Annotated in this window: 28 protein-coding genes; 16 read left to right on the top strand and 12 right to left on the bottom strand. The window is 68.9% G+C overall.

The annotated features are described in order from the left end of the window. Positions 1-148 precede the first annotated feature (148 nt). From BLR41_RS15580 to BLR41_RS15570, 3 genes are all read left to right on the top strand, one after another. Entirely contained in the window at positions 149-367 is a 219-nt protein-coding gene (locus tag BLR41_RS15580; protein ID WP_092629309.1) for a hypothetical protein, read from the top strand. A 46-nt stretch (positions 368-413) separates the two neighbouring features. After that, positions 414-749: a DUF8129 domain-containing protein gene (locus BLR41_RS15575; protein ID WP_092629307.1), complete on the top strand. Its 336-nt coding sequence runs from the start codon at positions 414-416 to the stop codon at positions 747-749. A gap of 296 nt (positions 750-1,045) precedes the next feature. Next, on the top strand, positions 1,046-2,248 hold the full coding sequence (locus tag BLR41_RS15570; protein WP_176798008.1) for a hypothetical protein: 1,203 nt from the start codon (positions 1,046-1,048) through the stop codon (positions 2,246-2,248). A gap of 75 nt (positions 2,249-2,323) precedes the next feature. Here the strand turns inward: BLR41_RS15570 and BLR41_RS15565 are convergent, their stop codons facing one another. The 4 genes from BLR41_RS15565 to BLR41_RS15555 form a co-directional block, all read right to left on the bottom strand. Continuing rightward, positions 2,324-2,725, bottom strand: a complete 402-nt coding sequence (locus BLR41_RS15565) for a type II toxin-antitoxin system VapC family toxin (protein ID WP_092629305.1) — start codon at positions 2,723-2,725, stop codon at positions 2,324-2,326. Further along, positions 2,725-2,997 carry a hypothetical protein gene (locus tag BLR41_RS22570; RefSeq protein ID WP_143013096.1) on the bottom strand — a complete coding sequence of 91 codons (273 nt, stop codon included), beginning with the start codon at positions 2,995-2,997 and terminating at the stop codon, positions 2,725-2,727. Before BLR41_RS22570 ends, BLR41_RS15565 begins: the two co-directional genes overlap by 1 nt. Before the next feature lie 115 nt (positions 2,998-3,112). After that, a complete protein-coding gene (locus BLR41_RS15560) occupies positions 3,113-3,958 on the bottom strand; it encodes a formate/nitrite transporter family protein (protein WP_092629304.1) in 846 nt (281 codons plus the stop codon). A gap of 169 nt (positions 3,959-4,127) precedes the next feature. Beyond that, complete coding sequence (locus BLR41_RS15555; RefSeq protein WP_245694371.1) at positions 4,128-6,872, bottom strand: helix-turn-helix transcriptional regulator; 2,745 nt, start codon at positions 6,870-6,872, stop codon at positions 4,128-4,130. 187 nt (positions 6,873-7,059) lie between these two features. On the opposite strand from BLR41_RS15555, the gene BLR41_RS15550 reads away from it, so the two are divergent. From BLR41_RS15550 to BLR41_RS15535, 4 genes are all read left to right on the top strand, one after another. Further along, positions 7,060-7,725 carry an esterase/lipase family protein gene (locus BLR41_RS15550; RefSeq protein WP_092629303.1) on the top strand — a complete coding sequence of 222 codons (666 nt, stop codon included), beginning with the start codon at positions 7,060-7,062 and terminating at the stop codon, positions 7,723-7,725. 262 nt (positions 7,726-7,987) lie between these two features. Continuing rightward, positions 7,988-8,770, top strand: a complete 783-nt coding sequence (locus BLR41_RS15545) for a DUF6381 family protein (RefSeq protein WP_092629301.1) — start codon at positions 7,988-7,990, stop codon at positions 8,768-8,770. Between the two features lie 3 nt (positions 8,771-8,773). Next, positions 8,774-9,481, top strand: coding sequence for a DUF5710 domain-containing protein (locus tag BLR41_RS15540; RefSeq protein WP_092629299.1), 708 nt, complete (start codon positions 8,774-8,776; stop codon positions 9,479-9,481). Between the two features lie 43 nt (positions 9,482-9,524). Then, a complete protein-coding gene (locus BLR41_RS15535; protein WP_092629297.1) occupies positions 9,525-10,355 on the top strand; it encodes an MOSC domain-containing protein in 831 nt (276 codons plus the stop codon). A 127-nt stretch (positions 10,356-10,482) separates the two neighbouring features. On the opposite strand, the gene BLR41_RS15530 is transcribed toward BLR41_RS15535, so the two are convergent. Beyond that, positions 10,483-10,773: a helix-turn-helix domain-containing protein gene (locus tag BLR41_RS15530; RefSeq protein WP_092629295.1), complete on the bottom strand. Its 291-nt coding sequence runs from the start codon at positions 10,771-10,773 to the stop codon at positions 10,483-10,485. 57 nt (positions 10,774-10,830) lie between these two features. Here BLR41_RS15530 and map point away from each other — a divergent pair, with 57 nt between their 5' ends. The 4 genes from map to BLR41_RS15510 all read left to right on the top strand — a co-directional run bounded on the left by map (position 10,831) and on the right by BLR41_RS15510 (position 13,911). Further along, positions 10,831-11,598 carry a type I methionyl aminopeptidase gene (gene map / locus BLR41_RS15525; protein WP_092629293.1) on the top strand — a complete coding sequence of 256 codons (768 nt, stop codon included), beginning with the start codon at positions 10,831-10,833 and terminating at the stop codon, positions 11,596-11,598. A gap of 70 nt (positions 11,599-11,668) precedes the next feature. Beyond that, entirely contained in the window at positions 11,669-12,679 is a 1,011-nt protein-coding gene (locus tag BLR41_RS15520) for an aldo/keto reductase (RefSeq protein ID WP_092629292.1), read from the top strand. Continuing rightward, positions 12,676-13,263, top strand: a complete 588-nt coding sequence (locus BLR41_RS15515; protein ID WP_092629291.1) for a TetR/AcrR family transcriptional regulator — start codon at positions 12,676-12,678, stop codon at positions 13,261-13,263. The genes BLR41_RS15520 and BLR41_RS15515 overlap by 4 nt, the downstream gene beginning before the upstream one ends. Positions 13,264-13,440: 177 nt before the next feature. After that, positions 13,441-13,911 carry a transcriptional regulator, SarA/Rot family gene (locus BLR41_RS15510; protein ID WP_092629575.1) on the top strand — a complete coding sequence of 157 codons (471 nt, stop codon included), beginning with the start codon at positions 13,441-13,443 and terminating at the stop codon, positions 13,909-13,911. A 199-nt stretch (positions 13,912-14,110) separates the two neighbouring features. Here BLR41_RS15510 and BLR41_RS15505 read toward each other — a convergent pair whose 3' ends face one another. Further along, entirely contained in the window at positions 14,111-15,139 is a 1,029-nt protein-coding gene (locus tag BLR41_RS15505) for an aldo/keto reductase (RefSeq protein ID WP_092629289.1), read from the bottom strand. A 358-nt stretch (positions 15,140-15,497) separates the two neighbouring features. Here BLR41_RS15505 and BLR41_RS15500 point away from each other — a divergent pair, with 358 nt between their 5' ends. Both BLR41_RS15500 and BLR41_RS15495 read left to right on the top strand, forming a co-directional pair. Continuing rightward, entirely contained in the window at positions 15,498-16,511 is a 1,014-nt protein-coding gene (locus BLR41_RS15500; RefSeq protein ID WP_218120170.1) for an NADP-dependent oxidoreductase, read from the top strand. 60 nt (positions 16,512-16,571) lie between these two features. Beyond that, a complete protein-coding gene (locus BLR41_RS15495; protein WP_092629288.1) occupies positions 16,572-17,624 on the top strand; it encodes an alcohol dehydrogenase catalytic domain-containing protein in 1,053 nt (350 codons plus the stop codon). 118 nt (positions 17,625-17,742) lie between these two features. Here the strand turns inward: BLR41_RS15495 and BLR41_RS15490 are convergent, their stop codons facing one another. After that, positions 17,743-18,618 (bottom strand): arginase family protein, encoded by an 876-nt coding sequence (locus tag BLR41_RS15490; protein ID WP_092629287.1) that lies wholly within the window; start codon positions 18,616-18,618, stop codon positions 17,743-17,745. Between the two features lie 195 nt (positions 18,619-18,813). Next, positions 18,814-19,488, bottom strand: coding sequence for a haloacid dehalogenase type II (locus tag BLR41_RS15485; protein WP_092629285.1), 675 nt, complete (start codon positions 19,486-19,488; stop codon positions 18,814-18,816). A 79-nt stretch (positions 19,489-19,567) separates the two neighbouring features. Here BLR41_RS15485 and BLR41_RS15480 point away from each other — a divergent pair, with 79 nt between their 5' ends. Next, positions 19,568-20,167: a TetR/AcrR family transcriptional regulator gene (locus BLR41_RS15480; RefSeq protein ID WP_092629284.1), complete on the top strand. Its 600-nt coding sequence runs from the start codon at positions 19,568-19,570 to the stop codon at positions 20,165-20,167. A 198-nt stretch (positions 20,168-20,365) separates the two neighbouring features. On the opposite strand, the gene BLR41_RS15475 is transcribed toward BLR41_RS15480, so the two are convergent. Beyond that, positions 20,366-21,202 (bottom strand): helix-turn-helix transcriptional regulator, encoded by an 837-nt coding sequence (locus tag BLR41_RS15475; protein WP_176798007.1) that lies wholly within the window; start codon positions 21,200-21,202, stop codon positions 20,366-20,368. 122 nt (positions 21,203-21,324) lie between these two features. Between BLR41_RS15475 and BLR41_RS15470 the strand changes: the two genes are divergently transcribed. Next, positions 21,325-21,732 (top strand): VOC family protein, encoded by a 408-nt coding sequence (locus BLR41_RS15470; RefSeq protein ID WP_092629280.1) that lies wholly within the window; start codon positions 21,325-21,327, stop codon positions 21,730-21,732. 219 nt (positions 21,733-21,951) lie between these two features. Continuing rightward, positions 21,952-22,332, top strand: a complete 381-nt coding sequence (locus tag BLR41_RS15465; RefSeq protein ID WP_245694278.1) for a hypothetical protein — start codon at positions 21,952-21,954, stop codon at positions 22,330-22,332. 89 nt (positions 22,333-22,421) lie between these two features. On the opposite strand, the gene BLR41_RS15460 is transcribed toward BLR41_RS15465, so the two are convergent. The 3 genes from BLR41_RS15460 to BLR41_RS15450 all read right to left on the bottom strand — a co-directional run. Next, complete coding sequence (locus BLR41_RS15460) at positions 22,422-22,808, bottom strand: hypothetical protein (protein WP_143013095.1); 387 nt, start codon at positions 22,806-22,808, stop codon at positions 22,422-22,424. Positions 22,809-23,443: 635 nt separating this feature from the next. Then, on the bottom strand, positions 23,444-23,890 hold the full coding sequence (locus tag BLR41_RS15455; RefSeq protein WP_143013094.1) for a hypothetical protein: 447 nt from the start codon (positions 23,888-23,890) through the stop codon (positions 23,444-23,446). Further along, a partial coding sequence (locus tag BLR41_RS15450; protein ID WP_245694277.1) for a hypothetical protein occupies positions 23,890-24,084 on the bottom strand: 195 nt, incomplete at its 5' end. The genes BLR41_RS15455 and BLR41_RS15450, both read right to left, overlap by 1 nt.

The raw sequence follows: 24,084 nt of genomic DNA, 5'->3' as shown, positions 1-24,084 counted from the left end.
AGATCCCGCTCGCCCGCTCCCGCCCACCGACATCGTTCGCGCACGTCCCGTTCCCGGCGATCATCGCCGACTTCTCGGATGCGTAGTCGGAGCGCCCACGGGGTAACCCTCCACCACGATCCGCAAGGCACCACCGGAAGGAACGGGAATGGCCAACACCGCTCACTTCATCACGGCGACCGAGGACGACAACCCCGTCCTGACGGTGCGCGACGACCGGGGAGCCGAGGTGACGGAGCTGGAGCTGCCACCGACGGTCTCGGAACCGACAGAGGCCGACGACGAGCTGCTCGCCGCGGGCTGGTCACGCAGCGCCGACTGGACCACCGCCGACGACGGTTATGTGGCACCGGTCGTGCCCGCCTGAGCACGTACCTCGAGCTGTTCGCACGAGCGAACGAGAAGGAGATCCAGTGACGGCACAACTACCGATACCGGACTACGACGAGATGCCGCTCTCGACCCTGGGACATCGCATCCGCTCGCTGACCGAGGACGAGTTGAACACCCTGCTGGAACACGAGCGGGCACACGCGGCCCGTGTTCCGGTGATCGAACAGCTGACCGGCAGGCTGAACGAGCTACGAGAGGGCGTGGAGCCCACTCCGGGCCCCGAGGAGGAGCCCTCCGACGTGCCGAGCCACAGCCGTTCGGGTTCGGAGGTGACTCCGGAACCGCCCCGCGGCAAGGGACGACCGACCGCACACGGCACCCGGTCGACGACCGGCAAGGGCATCGAACACGACTGAGGGATGCGAACAGCCGGGCCCCTGGCCGCGTAACCGGCTCGGGAGACGGCCCCGCGCTGGACGGTGTCGATTTCCCGCGAAATCGCGGCCTCCACGCAGAGTCGAGCTCCCACCACCCTCGCAGTAGGACCGAGTGCGGGTTCTCCGGTGCGGCTCTCGGGAGACGGCCCCGACGTCGTGTATCGCTACCCGATGTCGGGGCACCCGCAGCGAGAGCCGTGCCAGAGGTTCCGCCACCCGACCAGCTAAGAAAAGCGAGCCGACGAACTCTCATCATCGCCGGGAAGGAACGCGCAGTGGTTTCACTGGGGTTGGTCAGCGATCCGGATTTCCCCAGCTACGTCGCCGACTCGCTGGCCGAGAGCCTGCCACGGTATCTGACGGAACGCCTCGAGGAGGCCGAATGGTCGATCGAGGTGGTCCGCGATCCGGTCGCGGCGGGCCGCAGCAACGGTAAGGAGATCCTCGACGCGACCGAACGGCAACGGCGGCTGCACGGCTGGGACTACGCGGTCGGAGTGACCGACCTGCCCCTGCGGCGGGAGAGCCGACCGGTGCTTGCCGACATCGGGGAGGAACACGAGCAGGTCGGGGTGATCTCACTTCCCGCCCTCGGCGGGTTCCAACCGCACCGCAGGGCGAGACAACTGCTGATAAGCGTGCTGGGCGAGCTCACCGGGGCCAGCGGCCGGAGGGACAGCGGGCTGTACAGCCAACTGACCGAGTTACTGGCTCCCATCAGACGGGAACGTGCCGACAGCGATTCGATCGCGGTGCGGTACCGCGCGACGAAGCGGCGCGGCAGGCTGCGGTTGCTGACCGGGATGGTGCGCAGCAACACGCCGTGGCGGTTGGTGCTTGGCATGTCCGGGGCACTCGCCGCGGCGCTGGCCACTTCCGTGTTCGGGCTGACCTCGAGCACGGTCTGGCAGATCGCGGACATGCTGGGGTTGTGGCGCCGCAGCGTGATCGTGGTGCTGGCGGTGGCGCTGATGACGACGTGGCTGATCCTCACGCACAAGCTCTGGGAGCACCCGCGCTACACCGCCGACCGGGAGCAGCGGATGCTGTACAACTCCTCCACCGTGCTGACGATCGTTGCCGGGGTGGGCTGTCTGTACGTGGTGCTGTTCGCGGCCAACCTGACGGGGAGCCTGTTCCTGATCGATTCCGAACTGCTGAGCAGCAGCGTGGGCGGAAGCGTCGGAGTCGGCAACTACGTGGGGTTGGCATTGGCTGCCACCTCGATGGGGGTTGCGGCGGGCGCGCTCGGCTCGGGGCTGGAGGACGATGCCACGGTGCGCCGTGCCGCTTACGGCTACCGGGAGGCACAGCGCCGGGCGAGCCAACAACAGGCACGAGAGGAACAGGAGGAGCAGGAAGCACAGACCACCCAGGCAGCACAGGCCAGCCAGGAGGAACGGGCGGCGCAGGAGGAACAGCAGGAGCAGGCCGAGCCCGAGGAGCGCTCCGAAGGGGATTCGGACACCGAGCGATGAACCGGAGCGGGCTGGGGCGGATCGGAGAGATCGGGAACGGCTACTTGCGGAGTCGGAGGAAGATCCGGACCGTGATCAACCGCGGATGAGGTCCACCTGGATGAGTTCCTCGTCCAGGACGAGACCGTCGATTGCTTTCCAGGCACGGTCGGCGGTGAGCGCCACACGGCCGAAGCGGGCGGCAAGGGCCAGGCAGGAACGCTCTCCCAAGCTCAGGCCGGCCGCTCGGGTGTGCGGATACAGCCGCGCGGCCCTGCGCGCGTCGTCGGCGCCGAACGGTTCGATCCGCAGTCCCGTGGCCAAGAGCATCTCGCCGATCTGTTCGGCGTTTCCGCTCTGGAACGCGAGCTTTTGCGAGACCTCCGACCAGTTCACCGCCGAGATCACGGCGCCTGCGGCCAACTGTTCCGTCACGTGTTCGTGGCCGTCTTCACGGTAGGTCAGCGCCAACAACGCCGACGCGTCGAGGACGACCATCAGTGCTCGCCCTCGATCTCGTGAAACTCGATCGCCGCCTCGGACCGACGGGTGGCGAGCAGATCGTCGACCACTGAGCCCGATTCCGTTCGTGCGCCGAGCGCCATGTCCTGAATGCGTCGCACCATGTCAGCGCGCGGCTCTATGATGACTCTACTTCCTTCGCTGTATTCGACCAGATCAGTTTCCGGCCCCCAGCCGAGTTCGTGCCGCAGCTGGGAGACGATTGACACTCTTCCCTGCGGAGTGAGCTTTACACTCGCACTTGTCATGGCTCCATCTTAATTGTCATGTCAAATAATCACCTGTACCGAGAACGATCATGAGACACCGTGCACGACACGTCTCCGAGGCCCACATCGCTTCGGCCCTGCTCATCAACCCTGCTCACGGACGGTGGCTGGCGGGGGCGGTGCGGCGCCACTCGTACAGCCGCTCGTGGCTGCGAACCAGCCGCAGGAAGGTCGTCAGCCCGATCCCGCCGACAGCGTTACCGAGGACGGTCCACCCGAAGAACGCGAGCCAGGAAAGGTAGCCGTAATCCGCGCCGGCGTGAATACCGCCGAAGATGAAAAGCGTGTCCAGCACGGAGTGGTACATGCTCAGGCCCGCCACCAGGAACGCTGTGGCCAGCGAGGCCAGCACTCGGGCGACGTCGTCGCCGGTGCCGATGCGCATTCTGGTCAACAGCGTCATCGTGCTGCCCGCCAGCACGGCCAGCAGGAAGGTGCGCAGCTCGAAACCGGATTCGGCGAACTTCTCGCCGGTCTCGATCGCCATCGACTGCAGCCCGGGGAAGGCGCGCACCACCATCCACATGCTCACCCAGCCACCCAGCAGGTTGCCCCCCAGCGTCGCCAACCAGAATCGGGCCAGCCGCCACCAGCCCGCCTCGCGGGCCAGTACCACGGCGATGGGCACCAGAAACCCCTCGGTGAAGAGCTCGCTGTTGCCCAGCAGCAGCGCGATGAACCCGACTCCGAAGGCGAGCCCGGCCAACAGTTGGCTGCCGGTGGCCTGTTCGACGTAGAGGAAGGCGAGCACCCCGAGCGAGATCTCGACTCCGGCGATGGTGCCGCTCGCCAGCAACTCGGGCATGGTCCGGAACAGTCTCGGCCTGCCCCGGGCGACGATGGTGTCGAAGGCGCGTTCGACCTCGTCCTCCCGCAGCGGGGCGTGTCGGCCCTTGCTGTCCGTACGGGGCCGGTCCTCTTCCGGTTCTTGTTCAGTCATTGCTCTCCGAGGAGTTTCGCTGGTGCGCGTCCTCCAGACCGGTACCCGAACAGCTCGGCGGGAAACCCGAACCACCCGCCGAGAATCACGGCGTTCGAACCGACAGCCGCTCGGGGTACGCGTGCTCGCCGGACTCGAACCCTCGACAGGTCACCGCGACAGCAACAGGTCACCGCAACAGCTTGGCCAGTTCCGTCCGGGAACGCACTCCGAGCTTGACGAAGACGTTGCGCAGGTGGTGTTCGACGGTGCGGTCGCTGACGTAGAGCAGCTCGGCTATCTCCCGGTTCGTCGCGCCCTCCGCCACGAGCCGGGAGATCTCGGTCTGCCGCGCGGTGAGTTCGTTCACCGCCCCCGGTGAACGGGTGGGTACCGAGCGCCCGGTGGCGCGCAGCTCGGCACGTGCCCGCCGGGACCAGGGTTCGGCACCGTACTCGTCGAAGATGGTGCCCGCCTCGTCGAGCAGTTCACGGGCCGCGGCGGGTTTGCGCGCACGCCGCAGCCTGCCGGCGTAGAGCAGTTCCGTCCGCGCCAGTTCGAGCGCCCCGCCGCTCTCGCGGTGCGACTCGATGGCAGCGCGGAACCGCTCGTCGGCGTCGGCGGCCCGCTCTGCCAGCAGCGCGTGGCAGCGGTGGGAAAGCGCCATTCGGGGGGTGCTGCGGGTGGAGCTCACCCAGTGGTCGAAGGCACCGAGCAGCCGCACGGCGTCGTCGCGCTCGCCGCAGGAGACGGCTGCCTCCACGAAGTGCGGGGCAGCCAGCACCCGCACCGCCGGGTTGAAGCCACCGATACCGGAGTCCATCAGCCGCAGCCGGTGAACGGCCCGCACCGGGCGGCCGTGCGCGAGCTCCGCGCACGCCGCGGCCCAGGAGCAGAAGGCATCCGGCCTGCCCAGCCCTCGGCTGAGCAGCCCGTGCTCGGTGGCCTGCGCGAGTCGGATCTCCACGGTCTCCGGCTCACCGCGCAGCGCCGCCACCAGCGCCAGCAGCGCGAGGTGGTCGATCATCCGGTTGCGCTGGCCCAGCGCACGGGAGAGCCGAACTCCTTCCAGCGCGCTGCTCTCGGCCTCGACGTAACGCTCCAGCAGCAGCGCCGACAGCGAAACGTAGACCGAGGCCCAGGGCAGTTGCACCGTTTCACCCTTCTCCTCGGCGGTGCGCTGCGCCCGGGTGGCCAGCCGGTAGCAGACGGCGGGATCGCCCAGGGTGAACGCCGCGTGCCCCGCGAGGACGAGCGGTGCGGGTTCGGTGGCCCGGTCGGCGAGTCGGATCACCTCCCGCAGGGCGGGGGCGGCGACCTCGTGCTGCCCCCGGAAGGTCGCCGACATCGCGGTGAAGTTGCGCAGTATCAGCGCGGTGTCGTGGGAGTCGTCGGGTCTTCGCAGCCACTCGGCTCGGGAGGCGAGTTCGCAGTACTCGCGGTAGTCGCCCGTGACGCAGCAGGCGTCGCCCGCCAGCATCAACGCGGTGATCGCGAGTTCGCGATCGGTGTCGAGCAGCGCGCTCGACGCCTCGGTGAGTTCGCGTACCGCCGTGGCCGGTTTGCCGTCGCACAGTTCCACACCGCCATGCAGCAGGGCGCGCGTGCCACGCGGCCCGGCGGAGCGCACGAGCGGGCGGGCTCGGCGGGTCATCGCCAGAGCACGTCGCGGATCGCCCCCGGTCCAGGCGTCGTGCCCCGCCGCGAGGATCCGGAGCCCCTTGGACTCGTCGTGGCGGCTCAACGCGGCCGCCCGCTCGTACAGCCGCGAAGCCCTCTCGTACTCCCCGTCCCTCTCGGCTTCGCGGGCGGTGCGTTCCAGCTCGGTCGCGAGCCGTTCCGGGGAGTCCGCGTTCAACTCGGCGCGGTGTCGGAGCGCGCGGGGGTGGTGACCGCCATCTTCGAGTCCCCGGGCTTCTTGGAATCCCCGGGCGAGCGACAACCGGGCACGCCGCAGTTCACCGGGGCAGGCGTCGATCTCCAGGCAGCGCCGCCCGAGTTCTCCGGCCGGTCGGGGCCCACTCTCCCCCAGCTCGACCAGGCCCGATCGTGCGGCGGTCGACCAGGCGTGCGGGTCCGCCGCGGCGAGTGGTGCGGCGGCCAGCACGTCCTCGTGGTCGAGCCTGTCGTCCACCACGGTCAGCATGACCAGTTCACGCGCGAGATCGGGCAGGCTCCACAGTCGACGCCGGAGCTCGCCGCGGAACCTTCCGTCGTGCGGTGGTACGAGAGGTGGTGGGGCGAGTCCGCTCGACTGTCGCGCGGTGAGGGCGCGCGCCGACTCCACCAGCGCGAGCGGATTCCCCTCGGAGCTCGCGACGAGCTCCTCGGCCACTTCGGGGGACGGCGGGAACCGGGCGTGCCCGTGCAGCAGTCGCATGCCGTCGGAGAAGTCCAGGGGTGCCAGCCGCGAACTGGGTATCCCCTCCAACGGTTGGCCGGGGTCCTCGTGAAGGGGCTCGGATGTCAGCACCAGCAACACCGGGAGCCGTTCGATCCTGCGTGCCAGCAGTGCGAGCACCCGCAGCGAGGGCGGATCGAGCAGGTGGGCATCGTCCACCCGCAACAGCAGCGGACCGTGCTCGAGCAACCGCCCCAGCTCCCGCCACAGCCGTTGCCACACCACGGGTTCGGCCTCGTCGGTCGGGAATTCGGGAAGAGGTGGGCTGCCTCGGGGCGGGGAAATCCGGTTCAGCCCGGCGAACGGGATGTCCCGCTCCGCACGGAGACCGATCAGGTCCAATGTGGGCAGTCCCGCCTCGGCGGACAACTGTTCGAGCAGCACCGATTTGCCGCTGCCGTGGGCACCTTCGACCACCATCGCGGCTCCGCCGCGCACTTGTCGATCGGCCGTGCGACGCAGCGCGGCCAGCACCGAGCTACTGCCGTGCAACCGGATCGGCGACCCGGTATCCGCGGTGATCCCGATCGACATGGCCACAGTGTGAACCGCGAGTAACACCACGAAAAGACGCAACAGGACGAAAATCGACAACGCGGTTCGCGCCCGACACACCGGTTCTCGGCGGGAGCGCCGGAACACTGGTGATTTCACCGATGTGTCCGCCCCGCCGTCCGTCACAGACTCGTCGCGTCCTGTCCGAGATCACAGAGGAGGACTCATGCGCAGGATACTCGGCGTACTGCTGGCGACTGCCGCGATGGCGGCGTTCGGTTCCTTCGGGGTGGCCAACGCGGCCGGTCCGAACCCGGTGGTGTTCGTGCACGGCTACACCGGCAGCGCCTCCAACTGGACGACCGCCGAGGCGCAGTTCAGGCTGAGCGGCTACTCCAGCTCCGAGCTGCACGCCTTCGAGTACGACTGGACCCAGTCGAACAAGCAGAGCGCGGCCGAACTCGCCTCGTACGTGGACAACGTGCTCGCCGAGACCGGTGCGAACAAGGTCGACATCGTCAACCACTCGATGGGCGGCCTCGTCACCCGCTGGTACATGAAGGAGCTCGGCGGCCACACCGACGTGGCGAACTGGGCCTCACTGGCCGGAGCGAACCAGGGCACCACATCCGCGAGCGCGTGCCTGATCTACGCCTCCTGCCGGGAGATGTCGCCCGGTTCGGACTTCGAGGAGCGGCTCAACTCCGGTGACTGGACTCCCGGCGACTCCGACTACGCCACCTGGTACTCCCCCACCGACGGAGTCATCATCCCCTACACCAACACCCGGGTGTTGGGAGCGGACAACAACCACGTAGTCGGCCAGACCCACCTCGGTTTCCTGACCGACATCAGCGTGCTCGGTGAGGTCATCGACTTCTTCGAGGAGTGAGGGAACCGGTAGCGGGCCGCCCTCCGGGACCGCCCCGCCCCGGCGCCGAGAGCTCCCGCCGTCGACCGAGGTGCCCACCCCCGCACCGAGGGTGAGACGGGACTCCCGGACCTGCCGCAGAATGCACCGGTGCCGCGCACGGCCCGCGCCGTGCGCGGCACCTTTCCGCGTGACCGGCACCTTTGCGCGTGACCGGGACCTTAGCCGCGGTCGGACACCCACGGCTGGACACACCACGTGGCAGGGCGGGTACTTTCGAATCATGGACGATTCCGGTGTTTGCTGGGCCGACGGCCCGTTGCTCGCCTTCGACCTGGAGACCACGGGCGTCGACACGGACACGGACCGCATCGTGACCGCGACGCTGATCTCGATCGTGCCGGGGCGCGATCCCGTCTCCAGCAACTGGCTCGCGGACCCCGGTATCGAGATCCCGGAGGAGTCCAGCGAGGTGCACGGCATCACCACCGAGCACGCGCGCACCCACGGCAGGGCCGCGGCAGCGGTGGTGGACGAGTTGGCGACGACGCTCTCGGAATCGTGGCGACCGAGCACCCCGTTGATCGCGTTCAACGCGAGCTTCGACCTCTCCGTGCTGCACGCGGAACTGCGCAGGCACCACGGACGTGACCTGCCGATCGCCGGCCCGGTCGTCGATCCGTTCTGCATCGACCGGCAGCTCGACCGGTACCGCAAGGGCAAGCGGACGCTCGGGGCGCTGTGCGAGCACCACGGGGTGCGTGCCGACGGGGCGCACACCTCGGACGGGGACGCGCTCGCCGCCGCGCGACTGGCCTGGCGACTGGCCAAGAGCTACCCCGAGCAGGTCGGCGAGGTTCCTCTGGAGCAGCTGCACGACAACCAGGTCGGCTGGTACCGGGCGCAGACCAGGAACTTCGCGGATTACCTGGACAAACAGGCGGGCAGGGCCTCGGAACCGGCCGAACAGCGGCGACTGCGGCAGCGTGCCGAGCGGGTGCGCGAGGAGGCGGACTCCTGGCCGGTACGTGGAAGTACGGAACCGAGCACCGTTTCGGGGGTGTGAGCCGTGCCGGAACGCCACTGGCTCGACGTGCCCTACGCGGAGAAGAACGAGGCAAAAGCGCTGGGAGCTCGTTGGGACCCGCGGGAGAAGCGCTGGTACGCACCCCGCGAGGGAATGTCGGCGTTGACTCGCTGGGAGGCGCTGCCGGAAGTACCGGAGCTGCTTCCCGGCGAGGACAGGGGGTTCGGCACCGGCCTGTTCGTGGACCTCGTTCCCTCGTCCTGCTGGTTCACCAACGTGCGCTCGTGCGTCACCGCCGGGGACTGGGAACGACTGCGACGGATGATCGTGCGTCGTGCCGGGGCCGCGTGCGAGATCTGCGGGGCGCGGGAGGATCGTTCGATTCCCCGCAGGTTGGAGGCGCACGAGCGGTGGTCCTACGACGAGACCGAAGCGGTGCAGGCGCTGCGGCGGTTGATCTGCCTGTGCGACGCCTGCCACACCGCCACGCACTTCGGGCTGGCCCGCGTGCGCGGTCTGGCGGAGACCGCGCTGGACCACCTGTGTGCCGTCAACGGGTGGAGCCGAGACGACGCCGAGGAACACATCGAGGGGATGTTCGAACTGTGGCACCGGCGTTCCACCCGCGAGTGGCGGTTGGACCTGAGCATGCTCACCGATGCGGGGATCACCGTGGTGCCGCCGCCGGACGCCGGGCAGCGGCCTGGGATCGCCAGGCAGCGGTTGGACGAATCGGACCGGCCGGGCTGACGGGGAGTTGTGGTTCGGTGCCACCGACCCTAGACTCGGCGCGATGGCCCAGGTTTCGGAGCTGGTCCGGTATCCGGTCAAGGGATGCGCCGGTAACTCGGTGAGTGACATCGATCTGACCCCGGCCGGACTCCGACACGACCGCGCTTTCATGGTCACCGACGGGGACGGGGTGTTCCGGACGCAGCGCGGGAGTCCGTCGCTGGCGAGGGTCCGTCCCGAGATCGACCACGGCGGTGAGCGGCTCACGCTTCGCTGCGACGGGGTCGAGGAGCTGCTCCTCGAGGTGGACACCGATCCGCCGCGGCGCGACGTGACGCTGCACGGCGCGAGCTACCGGGGGATCGACCAGGGCGAGGAAGCGGCGGAGTGGTTCTCCGAGGTGCTCGGTGCCCACTGTCGACTGGTGTGCGTACCGCCGGAGCACGACCGCACCACGGACGGCCTGACGCCGGGGAGTTCCGCCTACGCAGACAGCTGCCCGCTGCTGCTCCTGTCGGAATCCACTCTGGAGGAGTTGAACGGCAGGCTGGCAGCGAGGGGCGAGTCCGGGCTGCCGATGGACCGGTTCCGACCGAACATCGTGATCTCCGGTTGGCGACGGCCCCACACGGAGGACCTGGCACGACGGGTCACCATCGGCGGGACCGAACTGGGCTACGCCAAACCCGCGAAACGCTGCGGGGTCACCAGGGTCGATCAGCGGTCCGGCGTCAAGGCGGGTCCCGAACCGATAAGGACACTGGCCCAGTACCGGACCTCGGCCACCCGAACCGGGGTGTTCCTGGGAAGCAAGTTCGCGGTGCTGCGAACGGGGAAGCTCTCGCTGGGTGACGAGGTCGTCGTCGACGCGTGGAGCGAGTCGGAGCTGTAGTCGGGCCGGGCCGGGGCTGTTCGGGCATCTCGGCACCGGTCGTCGAAAGCGCCCGCCGGAGCCGTCCTTCGGCCAACTCCGGCGCGCCTTCGGCCAGCTCAGGCACGATCGTGACACCAACGTCCGGTCAGGAGGCGTCGGCCCGCCCGGGCTCGTCGTGCGGTGGGTCATCCGGCGCGGTGTCCGTGTGCAGCGCCAGCCGATCGAGGGAAATGTCCAGCACTCCGGCCAGTGCGGCGATGGTGAAGAAGGCGGGCGTCGGGATGCGCCCGGTCTCGATCTTGCGCAGCGTCTCGACCGAGATCCCGGCCTTCTCGGCCGTGCGGCTCATGCTCTCCGGCCCGCGAGCGGCGCGGATCATCGCACCGAGCCTGCGTCCCCGGTCCATCTCGTCGGAGCTGAGGGGCACTCGTACCATGCAACCAATAATAATACCGGTATTGTTATTGGAAATCATGCGGCGCGAGGAGACAACGTGATCGAGCTGAAGACCCCCGGACAGATCGCGAGCATGCGGGCGGCCGGGAGAGTGGTGGGACAGGCCCTGCGGGAGGTCCGCCGAAACGCTCGGGTGGGCACCACTCCGCTGGAGTTGGACCGCACCGCCGAGGCGGTCATCGACGAAGCCGGGGCGGTACCGGCGTTCCGGGGATACCAGCCCTCCGGGGCACCGACGCCGTTTCCCGGGGTGATCTGCGCGAGCGTCAACGACGCGGTCGTGCACGGCATCCCCGACGACACGGAACTGGCAGACGGCGACCTGGTCAGCATCGACTGCGGCGCCTTCGTGGACGGATGGTGCGGCGATGCCGCGATCAGCTTCACGGTCGGATCGGCGAGCCCCGCCGACCAGCGGCTGATCGACTCGACCGAGGCCGCACTGCGACGCGGCATCGAGGCAGCGGTCGCGGACGCGAAGCTCGGCGACGTCGCACACGCCATCGGAGCACCGGCACGGGAGGAGGGATACGGACTGCTCGCCGACCACGGAGGCCACGGCATAGGGCGCGCCATGCACGAAGCGCCGCACGTGCCGAACGAGGGGCGCCCCGGCCGGGGGTTCCGGCTGCGCGCCGGGCTGGTCCTGGCGATCGAGCCGATGCTGCTGCCGAGCGGCCGGGACCACTACCGCACCGATCCGGACGGCTGGACGCTCCGAACCGCCGACGGGGGCCGGGCCGCCCACTGCGAGCACACGGTGGCCGTCACCGAGGACGGACCGGTGGTGCTGACCGAGCCGTGAACCTCATGACATCACGAATATGTACTGACAGATATTGACATCTGTCATCGCTTGGATGATAGTCGAAGGCATGAAACGACACGTACTCGGCAACGCCGGTCCCGAGGTCTCGACTCTCGGCCTCGGCCTGATGGGGATGTCGGACTTCTACGGCCCCGCCGACACGCGGGAGAGCCACGCCACCATCGACGCCGCCGTCGAAGCGGGGATCAACCTGCTGGACACCGGCGACTTCTACGGCAGCGGGCACAACGAGCTGCTGCTGCGGGAGGCGCTGCGGCGGCACGACCGCGACTCGCTGGAGATCAGCGTCAAGTTCGGCGCGATGCGCGATCCGGACGGCGGGATCGTCGGCTTCGACGGCAGCCCCGCCGGGGTGAAGAACTCGCTGGCGCAGACCCTGCAACGGCTGGGCACCGACCACGTCGACGTCTACCGACCGGCGAGGCTCGACCCCAACGTGCCGATCGAGGACACCATCGGCGCGATCTCGGAGATGGTCGAGGCGGGCTACGTCCGCCACATCGGACTGTCCGAGGTGGGCTCCGAGACCATCCGCCGGGCCGCCGCGGTGCACCCGATCGTGGACCTGCAGATCGAGTACTCGCTGATCTCGCGGAGCATCGAGCGGTCGATCCTGCCGACCTGCCGGGAACTCGGCATCGGCGTCACCGCCTACGGCGTGCTCTCGCGGGGGCTGATCTCCGGGCACTGGAGCTCCGAGAGCAACCAGGGGGACCCGCGAACCCACTTTCCCCGGTTCCGGGGCGAGAACCTGGAGCGCAACCTGGAACTCGTCGAACAGCTGCGCTCGATCGCGCGGGAGAAGGGCGTCGAGGTCGCGCAGGTGGCGATCGCCTGGGTGCTGGCGCAGGGCTCGGACATCGTGCCGCTGATCGGCGCCCGTCGCCGCGACCGGCTCACCGAGGCGCTGGGCGCCCTGGACTTCGAGCTCTCCAACGACGAGCTGGCCGCGATCGAGCGCGCGGTACCGCCGGGGGCCGTGGCCGGACAGCGTTACGACGAGGGCGGCATGGCGCTGCTCGACAGCGAGCGGGACTCCGAGGACGGCTCCTCGTGACCGAAGCACTCACCCCCGAACGGATCCTGGAAGCGGCGGAGGACACCCTCCGCCGCTTCGGCCCCGGCAAGACGACCGTGGTGGACGTGGCCCGAAGCCTGGGGGTCAGCCACGGCAGCGTGTACCGGCACTTCCCCAACAAGGCCGCGCTGCGCGACGCCGTGGCGGAGCGCTGGCTGGAGCGGGTCAACGCACGACTGTGGCCGCTGACCACCGCCGACGGCTCGACCACCGAACGGCTCCGGAGCTGGCTGGAACAGCTGAGCACGACCAAACGTCGGATGGCGCGGGAGGACCCGGAGCTGTTCGCGACCTACCACGCGCTGGCCACCGAGTCGCGGGAGGTGGTCAGGACGCACCTGGAGACGCTGGTCGGGATGATCGCTTCGATCATCTCGGACGGTGTCTCCCACGGCGAGTTCGAGGTCGAGGAGCCGCATCGCGCCGCGAGGGGTGTACTTACGGCCACCGCGCGGTTCCACAATCCCGCACACGCCTCGGAGTGGGACGATCCGGAGCTCGACGCGCAATTCGAGGAGGTCTGGGCGCTGCTGCTGCTGGGCTTGGCTAGCGGACGCCGGTAGGTCACGCTCGGCTCCGGTCCGGGGTGTCGCTCCGCGGCACCCGCTTCGGGGTGGGGCCGGGACGACGCCCCGCGAACGGAGCACGACGTAACGTCATTTGATTGTGCACAACCGACTGCTATGCTGCGCACCGTGTCGGACCGAACGGACGAAGCGCGGGAACCGGGGGACGAGCCGATGCCACCCGCGGATTCCGAACAGCTGCTGCGATTGGAGCGCCAGCTGTGCTTCGTGCTGCACGCCACCTCGCGCGCGTTCGACACGCTGTACCGGCCGGTGCTGGCCGAGCTCGGACTGACCTATCCGCAGTACCTGGTGATGCTGGCCGTGTGGGAGCACGGTGAGCGCAGCGTCAAGGAGCTGGGCCAATCACTGCGGCTGGACTCCGGAACGCTGTCCCCGCTGCTCAAACGACTGGAGAAGGCGGGGTTCGTACGCCGGGAACGCAGTCCGGCCGACGAGCGTTCGGTGGTGGTGCAACCCACCGAGGAGGGCATCGCGCTGCGCGAGCGGGCCGGTGACATCCCCCGGCGGATCCTCCGCGCGACAGGGTTGGACGAACAGCAGCTCAGCGAGCTGCACGGCGCGCTGAGCAACGTAACCTCCGCCCTGGACAAGGCCGCCGAGGAGATCGACCGGCGGGAGTGAGCGGACTCCCACCGGCCCGAGGCTTTCCATCGGTCCACGACTTTCCACCGTTCCGATCCGCACCGGCACTCGACACCCCCGCGAGGGGTTTTCCGTCCCGGACTTCGTGGCGGCGTCGATTTCTCGCGAAATCGCCGCCCCCTCGGCGCAGTGCCACCCGAGCCACTACGGCGGCCGAGCCGCTCCTGCCCCAGGGTTATCACCGCCTGCGGCGCAGCTCCTTGCGCTCCAGATCCGGCGGGGTCCAACCGACATCGGCCGGGTTGAGCGTGGTTCCGGGCGGCACGATCTCGTCGATGCGGTCCAGCGTCGCCGCCTCGAGGCGAATGTCCGCCGCGCCGAGCTGGGACTCGAGCTGTTCCATGGTGCGCGGACCGATGATCGGCGCGGTCACCGTCGGGTGGCTGAGCACGAACGCCAGCGCCAGGTCCACCAGCGTGATCCCCGAATCGGCGGCCAGTCGCGCCAGCTCCTCGACGGCGTCGAGCTTGCGCACGTTGTCGGGCTTGCTCGGGTCGAACCGGTCGGGCATGAAGTTGGCCCGGTGGGTGTTCGGCGCGTCCTGTCCCCGCCGGTACTTGCCGGACAGCCAACCACCGGACAGCGGGCTCCACGGGAGCACACCCATGCCGTACTCCCGGGCGACCGGCAGCACGTCGGCCTCGATTCCCCTGGTCAGGATCGAGTAGGGCGGTTGCTCGGTGACGAACCGCTCCCGCATGCGCTGTTCGGCCACCCAGTGCGACTCCACGATTCGGTGGGCCGGGAAGGTCGAGCAGCCCGCGTAGCGGATCTTGCCGTCCCGGATCAGGTCGGTCAGTGCGCCCAGCGTCTCGTCGATGTGGGTGTCGGGGTCGGGCCGGTGGATCTGGTAGAGATCGATGTGGTCGGTATCCAGCCTGCGCAGGCTGTTCTCCACCTCGCGGACGATCCAGCGGCGCGAGTTGCCGCGCTGGTTGGGGTCCTCGCCCATCGGGGCGTGCGCCTTGGTGGCCAGCACGACGTGGTCCCTGCGGCCGTCGGCGAGGGCCTTGCCGACGATCTCCTCCGACTCGCCGTGCGAGTACACATCGGCGGTGTCGATGAAGTTGATGCCCGCGTCCAGCGCGCGGTGGATGATTCGGATCGAGTCGTCGTGATCCGGGTTGCCCCAGGCGCCGAAGTTCATGGCACCCAGGCACAGCGGGCTGACCTTGACTCCGGTCCTACCGAGTGAAACGTGGTCCACGGGTGGGGTCCTCTCCTGTAGTCGCTCGTTCCGGTCGGTTCAGCCGGTGCTCACCGGCGGTTCGTCCACGCCACGTTCGATCGTGCCGCCGCGTGGCGCCCCCCGCTCGGTGGCGAACGGCGGACGGGGCGAAACCGCACGGTCCCGGCGAGCCGCTCGCACTCCAGCCGATCACGACGTCCCTTCCTACGGAAGCCTCGTGTCCCGGGAACGGTTCGCCCCGGTATCCGCGAACACAATATCAATTGCGCGCAATACAAACTTGGCAATTTGAGTTGTGTACAATGAAAATTGGGCTCGCCCGTGGGATGAAGCGGACGAGATCCCGACCGAACCACGACCCCGGGAGAACAAGCAGTTGTCACTGCCCGAGACAGCACGAGAAGTACGGCTCGCCGAACGCCCCAGCGGGTGGCCCACCGACAGGACCTTCGAGACCGCCACCGTGCCGGTGGGCGAACCGGCGGCCGGGCAACTGCTGGTGCGCAACCTGGTGATGAGCGTCGACCCGGCCATGCGCGGCCAGATGGACGACCGCCCCTCCTACGTGGCCCCCTTCCAGATCGGTGAGCCCTTGACCGGCGCGGCGGTCGGCGAGGTGGTCGCCTCCGAGGCCGAGGGCTTTCAGCCCGGCGACCTCGTGATGCACGTGCTCGGCTGGCGCGAGTACGCCGTGCTCGACGCGGCGGCAGCGAGGCGATTGGACCAGGAACTGGCCGAACCCAACGCGTTCCTCGGCGTACTCGGCGCACCGGGGCTGACCGCCTACACCGGACTGTTCGAGATCACCGGGCTGCACGAGACCGACGTCGTGTTCGTCTCCGGCGCCGCGGGCGCGGTCGGCTCCATCGCCGGACAGCTCGCCAAGCTGCACGGCGCACGCCGGGTCATCGGCAGCGCCGGTTCGGACGAGAAGGTCCGCCACCTCACCGAGGACCTCGGATTCGACGCGGCCTTCAACTACAAGCGGGGACCGGTGCACCAACAGCTGGCCGAAGCCGCACCGGACGGCATCGACGTCTACTTCGACAACGTGGGCGGCGAGCATCTGGAAGCCGCGATCCACACCATGAACGACTTCGGCCGCATCGCCATGTGCGGCGCGATCTCGCAGTACAACGAGGTCGACGCGCAGCCGGGACCGCGCGGCATGTTCCAGATGGTCAGCAAACGGCTCACCGCGCGCGGCTTCATCGTCATCGACCACTTCGACAAGTACCCGGAGTTCATGGCCGAGGTCGGCGGCTGGCTGCGCCAGGGCCGGATCCACCACGAGGAGACCGTGCTGCACGGCCTGGACAAGGCACCCGAGGCGTTCCTCGGCATGATGCGCGGCGAGAACACCGGCAAGATGCTGGTCGACCTGCGCTGAGCACACCCCTCGGCGACGAATCCTGAAAACGAAAACCCACGTCATCCGGAGTTCACAGACTTGAAGGCAACACTGCTCCACGGCCCGAAGGACATCCGCGTCGGCGAGGTCCCCGACCCCGCGCTGCGGGAGAGCACCGACGCGATCGTGCGGGTGACCCACGCCTGCATCTGCGGCAGCGACCTGTGGCCCTACCGGGGCGTCGGGCTCGGTTCCGAGGACGGATCGGCCGCCGAACCACAGCGAATCGGCCACGAGTTCCTCGGCGTGGTCGAGGAGACCGGCTCCGACGTGAACTCGCTGCAGCGCGGCGAGGTGGTGGTCTCGCCGTTCACCTTCTCCGACGGCAACTGCGAGTTCTGCGACGACGGGCTGCACACCTCCTGCGTCAACGGCGGGATGTGGGGCTCCGACGGGGTGGACGGCGGCCAGGGCGAGGCCGTGCGCGTGCCGCGCGCGGAAGGAACCCTGGTCCGGCTGCCCGGCGGGGCCGACGAGGCGTTGAGCGCCTCGCTGCTCACCCTCTCCGACGTGTTCAGCACCGGACATCACGCCGCCGTGTCCGCCTCGGTGCGGCAGGGCTCCACCGTGGTCGTGGTCGGCGACGGCGCGGTCGGCCTGTCCGGCGTGCTCGCCTCCGCCCGCCTCGGCGCCGGCCGGATCGTCATCATGGGCAGGCACACCCCCCGAACCGACCTGGCCAAGCGGTTCGGCGCCACCGACGTGGTGCCGGAACGCGGCGCCGAAGGCATCGAACGGGTGCGCGAGCTCACCGGCGGGCACGGCGCCCCACACGTACTGGAGTGCGTCGGCACGGACGACTCGCTGGCCACCGCCGTGGGCGTGGTGCGCGACGGCGGATCGATCGGCCGGGTCGGCGCGCCGACCTACGCGAACATCCCGCAGTCGGCGGAGGCGTTCTTCCGCAACGTCACCATCAGCGGCGGAGTGGCACCGGCGCGCAACTACATCCCGGAGCTGCTGCCCGACGTGTTGGAGGGCAGAGTCCAACCCGGCCTGGTGTTCGACAAGACGGTCGGGCTCGACGACGTGGCCGAGGGCTACCGGGCCATGCACGAGCGCGAGGCGCTCAAGGTGCTGGTCCGCCCGTGACACCCGGGTGACCGGTCCCGTACGGGAACGACGGCTCCGCCGGAACACCACCACGGCTTCCGAGGGAGCGAAGACCGGCCCTCCCGAGCGTTCGGGGCGCTCGGGAGGGCCGCTGGGGTCAGCCGCGCGTGTTGTCCAACAGCGGCGAGACTGCCTCGATCAACCGCTGAGCCGCCTGCGTGTCGGTCTCCCCGGTGGGCTGGATCGTCTCGAACTCGCCGAGCTCCACCCCGACCGTCTCGTGCTCGGCGAGCATCCCGGCCACCGCACGCAGCCCTTCGAGCGTGAGCCCGCCCGGCACCCGGTAGTCGGTGCCCAGCAGCCCCGGTTCGAGCACGTCGCAGTCGAGGTGGAAGTACACCGGCCTGCCCGCGATCGCGGCGCGGAGGCGGTCCACCAGGTCCTCACCGGCGGACACGGCACTGATGGCGCCCTCGGACAGCAACCGCTGTTCCGGCTCGTCGATGTCGCGCACCCCGCCGAGCACGATGTTGCCCGGCGACAGCTCCCCGCCGAGCCCGGAGTCCCACATCCCACTGGCACCGGCCAGCACCATGCCACCCAGATAGCCGCTGTCCGAGGTGGTCGGGGTGTGCAGGTCGGGATGCGCGTCCAGCCAGACCACGCAGGCATCGGGCCGGTGCCGGGCGACCACCGGCAGCGTGGCCAGGGCGACCGCGCAGCGGTTCACGGCCGTGACCGGCCTGGCTCCCGCTGCCAACAGACTCTCGTAGCGGTCGGCGAGCCTGCGCAGCTCCGGTAGTGCCGCGGTGAGTTCGGTCTCCCAGCCCGCGTTCAGCGCCGGACGCGACTGGCCGATCCGCGTCAGCCCGGCCCGCATGTGGCGGGCGAGTTCGGTGCCCAGGACCCGCGCCCCGGCCATGGCACGATCGTTGTGGTCCCCCGCGCGCCCGTGGAACGCCGTGAGCACCCAGTGAGACGCCGTGGCTGCCCCGGGAAACGCCGGGAATTCCGAGCCTTCGCCTGCCGACATTCGCCCCCTCCTCGTCTGACGGCCGAGTTACGTCGAACAACAGCATCCTATTGGGGGACGAACCGGCAGTATCCGGGAGTTGGACTTCGTGACGGCGAGGCTTCCGGCAGGAACCCGCCGACAACGGCTCAGCGCCACGCGGCCGGGCGAATCACACACCGCCCGGCCGCCGTGAGCGGCGCCGGAATGGGTCCGTCACCGGGTGGGCAGCGCCAGCAACCGATCCGCGACGGTGACGAGGTCGTCACCGGTAACGTCGGGCGCGTCGAAGACGTCACCCGGTTCGCCCTCCAGCCGGGAGCACCAGCCCGAGGTGCAGCCCGCGCGCTTGGCGCCGTGGCAGTCCCAGGCGTGCACCGCGACCAGCGCCATGTCCCGGGGGGCTACTTCCAGCTGATAGGCGGTGGCCCGGTAGACGGTGGGCGAGGGCTTCCAGATGCCCGCCTGGTCGGCCGTGACCACCTGGTCGACGTACTGCTCCAGACCGACGTTGGCCAGGAACCTCGCGGTGTTCTCCGGACTGCCGACGGTCAGGCAGCCGACGCGTACGCCGGCTTCGGAGAGCTTGCGCAGCGCGGGTTCGGCGTCCGGGTGGGCGGGCAGGTTGGCGAAGCCGTCGAGCACGTGCTCGATGTCGGCCTCGCTCGCGGTGTGTTCGCTCTCGGTTCGCAGTGACTGGCGGGCTACCGCGGGGAACGAGGCGAGCTCGCCACTCAGCGCCAGCGCCAGCGCGTCGCGCTGGAAGCGCAGGAACCAGGGGTGCAGCATCTCGGCCGGCTGGCCGATGTCGGTGAAGCGGGTGTGCAGGGCGTGCACATCCAGCAGGGTCTCCAGCACGTCGAACGCGACTGCCGCGGGCCTGGTACTCATCGAACTACCTCCGTCTCGGATCGCTGCCGGGGGTTACCGGCAGCCGTACCCTACATACCGGTTTGTATAGTGACAACTGATGGTGGAGACGAAACAGAGTGGGCCAGGAACCAGCGAACCCGGTTCTGCCAGACAACGCATCCTGGACACGGCATCGCGGCTGTTCTACGAGTCCGGCATCCGGGCTGTGGGGGTCAACACACTCGCGGCGCGGGCCGGGGTGACCAAGGTGACGCTGTACGCGCACTTCGGCTCGAAGGACGGGCTGGTGGCCGAACACCTGGCCGAGCGGGACCGGCGCTGGCGGGAAACCCTGGCACGCGTGTCGGCGGCAAGCGAGACGGCCGAGCAGCGACTCTCGGCGGTGTTCGACGGTTACGAGGAGTGGACCGTGGCGGACGGGTTCCGGGGTTGCGGATTCGTCAACGCCGGGGTGGAGCTGACCGATCCCGAGCACCCCGGCCGCGAGATCATCGAGCGGAACAAGGACGGAATCCGCACGTGGCTGACGGAGATCGCCGAGGCGGCCGGGTGCCCCGATCCGTCCGACGTGGCCGAGGAGTGGTTCCTGCTGCTGGAGGGAGCCGTGGTGCGCGCGACGCTGCGGCAGGACGCCACCCCACTGCACCGGGCGCACCGGGCGGCACTCCGGTTGCTCCGGGAGGAGGCTGGCGGCTGAGGCGGTTCCCACTTCACTGAGCGGCCACCACTCATCTCCACGGCACGTGGAGAGCACGTCGGTCGGAACGTGCAGATTGAGCACGGCGACGGCCCACCTCCACGCACGTGGAGAGCACGGCCAAGTGGGCGTCGAGGCGGTTGACGGCGTCGGTCCACCTCCACGCGCGTGGAGAGCACCCCTCTGCGGCCTGCGACGTTACAACCGACGCCGCACGTTTTGAACCTCGCCCGGTGAAGTTCGCCCGCGCACCCACTCCCGGGTTTCATCGTTACCCGGCACCTGCACGAGCAGCGAGCCGGACGTCCCATCGGTACGCAGCAGCGTGAAGTCGAATCGCGGCCTGCCTCCGCTCCCATCTGTGACGAGCACCGGCCATGTCCCGGAATCGCGGACGTCGCGGCACTCCCAGTAGTGAGCCAGGTCGGGGCGGCTGTTCCGCAGCGTTCGCAGCACCTCGTGGCATCTCGGGTCGGTTGGGTGCAGGTCCGCCTGAGCTCGGAAGCGCAGGAAGAGTTCGTACAGCACTTCCCGCTCGTCGACGAGGACGTCGCGCCAATCCGGCTCGGTCGCCATCGCGAGCAGCAGGTTCGTTCCTTCCAGCACCTCGGGGTTCGACTGCCAGACCGTGTGGTGCACCTCGTTGACCGCGTGCACGTCGAACCGGTGATCGAGCAGCAGCGCCGGGCTCCGCGACCACTCGGCCAGCAACGCCGAAAGCCGGGCGGAATCGGTACTTTCCTGGAGTCCAGGCTGGAATCCACCTAATGCGAGCACGTGCCGGTGTTGCTGTTCACCCAGCCGCAACGTGCTCGCCAACGCATCGAGCACCTGCCGCGAGGTGGCGACCCTGCCTTGTTCCAGCCAGGTGTACCACGACAACCCGACCCCGGAGACGGCGGCGACTTCTTCGCGTCGCAGGCCACGGACCCGGCGACTGCCGTGCACGTTCAGTCCGAGATCGGCAGGGGTGAGCTGAGCGCGTGCGGCCCGCAGGAACGCACCGAGTTCGCCTCGGATCGTCGTCGTGGACATCACTCCTCCACGTTCCATGAGCCTGTCAGTGTCGGTAACAGTACGAATCGGCCGCTGGCTGACTCCGGTTCGCGGCAGGAGGCTCGGGGTGTCCGAACCGGAAGCCGACGGAAGGAATCCTCTTGCTCGATCAACTCTGGCGTGAACTCACGGATTCCCGCACCCTTCAGCAGCCGAGAACGTTCGTGAGAGTCTTCGTGGATATCGCCGATCTCGAAGCGACCACCTCGTGGTATGAGAGGGTGTTGGGACTTCGGCGGGACATGGTCATGCCCTATCCGGAGAAGAACCTGACGCTGACCGCCGTGGGAGGCTTCCTGCTCATCGGCGGTTCGGCGGAAGCGCTGCAACCGTTCCGGGCCACGGTCGGGACGCTGCTCGTGCCGGACATCGAGCCCTACCTGACCCGACTGCGCGCGGAAGGTGCGGAACTGGTGCAGCAGCCGTTCCGAGCACCGGTGGGAAATGGGGTGACGGTACGACATCCGGACGGTTCGATCATCGAGTACGTGCACCACCGTCCCGCCTGAGCCGAATCAGAGCCGCCCCTCACGACAACGGACGCACGAGCTGTCCGCAGGAATTCGGAGGTCGTCGTCACGATCGTCTCAGATTAGAAGTACGGAGAAACCGTACCGCGACGACCACAGGAGATCCCGCCCCCGAACCAGAGATCTCGATCAGAGAAACGGGAGGACCAGAACCTCGCACACCACGAAGCGGCGCCCACCAGGGATTTACCATCCCCGGTGCGACCAGACAGCGAAGTCGGTGAGGAGGAGAAGATGGCCCCGACCGAGGAACTCGACGCGGCACGGGAGCGGCTGGGGCAACTCGACCGTGTCCCGGAGTCGGCTTCGGCTAGCGTGACGGCGCTACTCGGTTGGATACGAAGGATCGAACTCACCGACGAGACCGAGCAGCAGTGGCGCGATCTCGTGGCCTCGACGGAGAAGCTGGACCCCACCGACGCCGGGGCCTTCCTGGCGCTCACTCAGCAGTTGAAAGAAGCTCCCACCACTCCCCCACCGCACCGTGGCTGGCTGCTGGCCGACCTGGCCGTTCTCGACTGCGCCCGTGCCATCAACACGGCCTTCCCGGAAACCACACCGGAAACCGAGTCCAGCTGAGGGAGCACTGAACCACGCGACAGCCGCAACCTCCGGAGCCATATGGCGATTTCGCGAGAAATCGCCGCCGAACGGGGTTTTCGGAATTCCTACATAAATCCGGCGGCCAGCAGCATGAGTTCGGGAACGAGCAGCCCCGCCGCAGCGGCGAAGAGCACCGCTCTGCGCACCGCGATTCGCTCCGGCAACGAAGTACGCCGGGTCACCCCGCACAGCAGGAACGACAACGGCGCTCCGAGGAGCATGATCGCCCACACGTAGAAACCGAATCCCCCGAGCAGGATCCAGCTCGCTTCGGTGGCCTCGTAGTCCCAGCCGGTCGCGACACCGGCCGCGAGGTAGAACCCGGCCATGCTCACCACCAGCAGGACCGGTGCGGCCACGACCACAATCGTCCCCGCCGTCTCGGTCGCCAGCCGGAACCGACCGGCTCCGGCCGCCCCGCGTCCCCCTACAGCGCTCCTCTCCTGGGACATGCCGCCAGACTCGGACCTCACCCGAACAGTGACATCGGCAGGACTACTCAGATCCCCTCGCGTTCTGACCACTCCGGAGCTCAGGCTCCGCCTCCACCCCCGTGGAGAGCACATGGCGATCCAGGGTCCGCCGCAGGTGCATTCCGGTCCACCTCCACCCACGTGGAGAGCACCCTCTGCGAACTGCGATGTTACAACCGCCGCTGCACGTTTTGCGGACCATTCAAAGTCATTCGCCACCATGCTAGTTCCCGATTCGCGGTACGGAGGAACCGTATCGCGGCGATCACAGAAGATCACAGCCCCGAGCGCGAGAGCCCGACAAAGCACGAGGACCGGCTAGATGCAACCCGACCATCTCCCTGAGTCGGCACCAACGAGCATGGCAGCGCTGCTTGGTTTGTTGCCGGGAAGACCATGGCTGCCAGATAGGCGCCAGCCAATGTGCCCTCACCCCAGTTCAAGCCACGTGGTGCACGCACCGATAGAAGCGAAGCGAGAAATTGACGAGGTCCAGGTCGGGGCGGTCCGGGTGTCCCGCCACTGTGTCGGGGCTGGTCGGGACACCCGGACCATGACTGCGGGCCGCGCCAAGGCGGTGATGCGAAGAAGTCGGAGTGGCAGAGCTCAGGAGATCAGGGGTTCTGGAGCCGCCGCAGCCCGGCCAACACTCTGCCCATGACAACCAGGTCCGGCTGCTCGGCCGCGCTGCCCAGGCCGCTCTCGACACTCCCGGGCTCCCCGACCCCGGCAGCGAGTCCGGTACCGGTCGCGGTACCAGCCGCCGCACCAGCCTCGGCAGCCGCGGGAACCACCGACGGCGCCACCGGCCCCGGTACCGCCGGGGCGAACAGCCGCGGCCGCTCATCCGGATCAACCAGCGGCCACCCGATCAACTCCACCGTGGGCCGCTCCTCCCGGAAATACGGCCGCAACCGCAACGCCGCCACCCCGTGGGCCGCCGGACCACTGCCCCCGGCATGACGCGGACGCCAGGCGCCCCGCCGCGACCAGCACCGCAACACCACCGCTGCCCCGGCCAGCACCAACGCCGTCCCCACCGGCCACACCGAACCCACCATCACCGGGCACCACCACCCTCATCACCCAGCACACCCGCATCGACCACACCGTCCACGGCCCCACCACCGAACGACACCGCCGCCGCGTGCTCCCGCAGCTGCCGCGCCACCCGCTCCAGCACCACCGCCGTCTCCGCGCACTGCCGCGCCGTGGCCCGACCACCGGCCAGGTCGTAGGCCACCCGCTCCAGCAC

The organism is Actinopolyspora mzabensis (genome assembly GCF_900101095.1).
In the GTDB taxonomy this organism is placed as follows: domain Bacteria; phylum Actinomycetota; class Actinomycetes; order Mycobacteriales; family Pseudonocardiaceae; genus Actinopolyspora; species Actinopolyspora mzabensis.
This window is presented reverse-complemented; position numbering and strand designations above follow the sequence as displayed.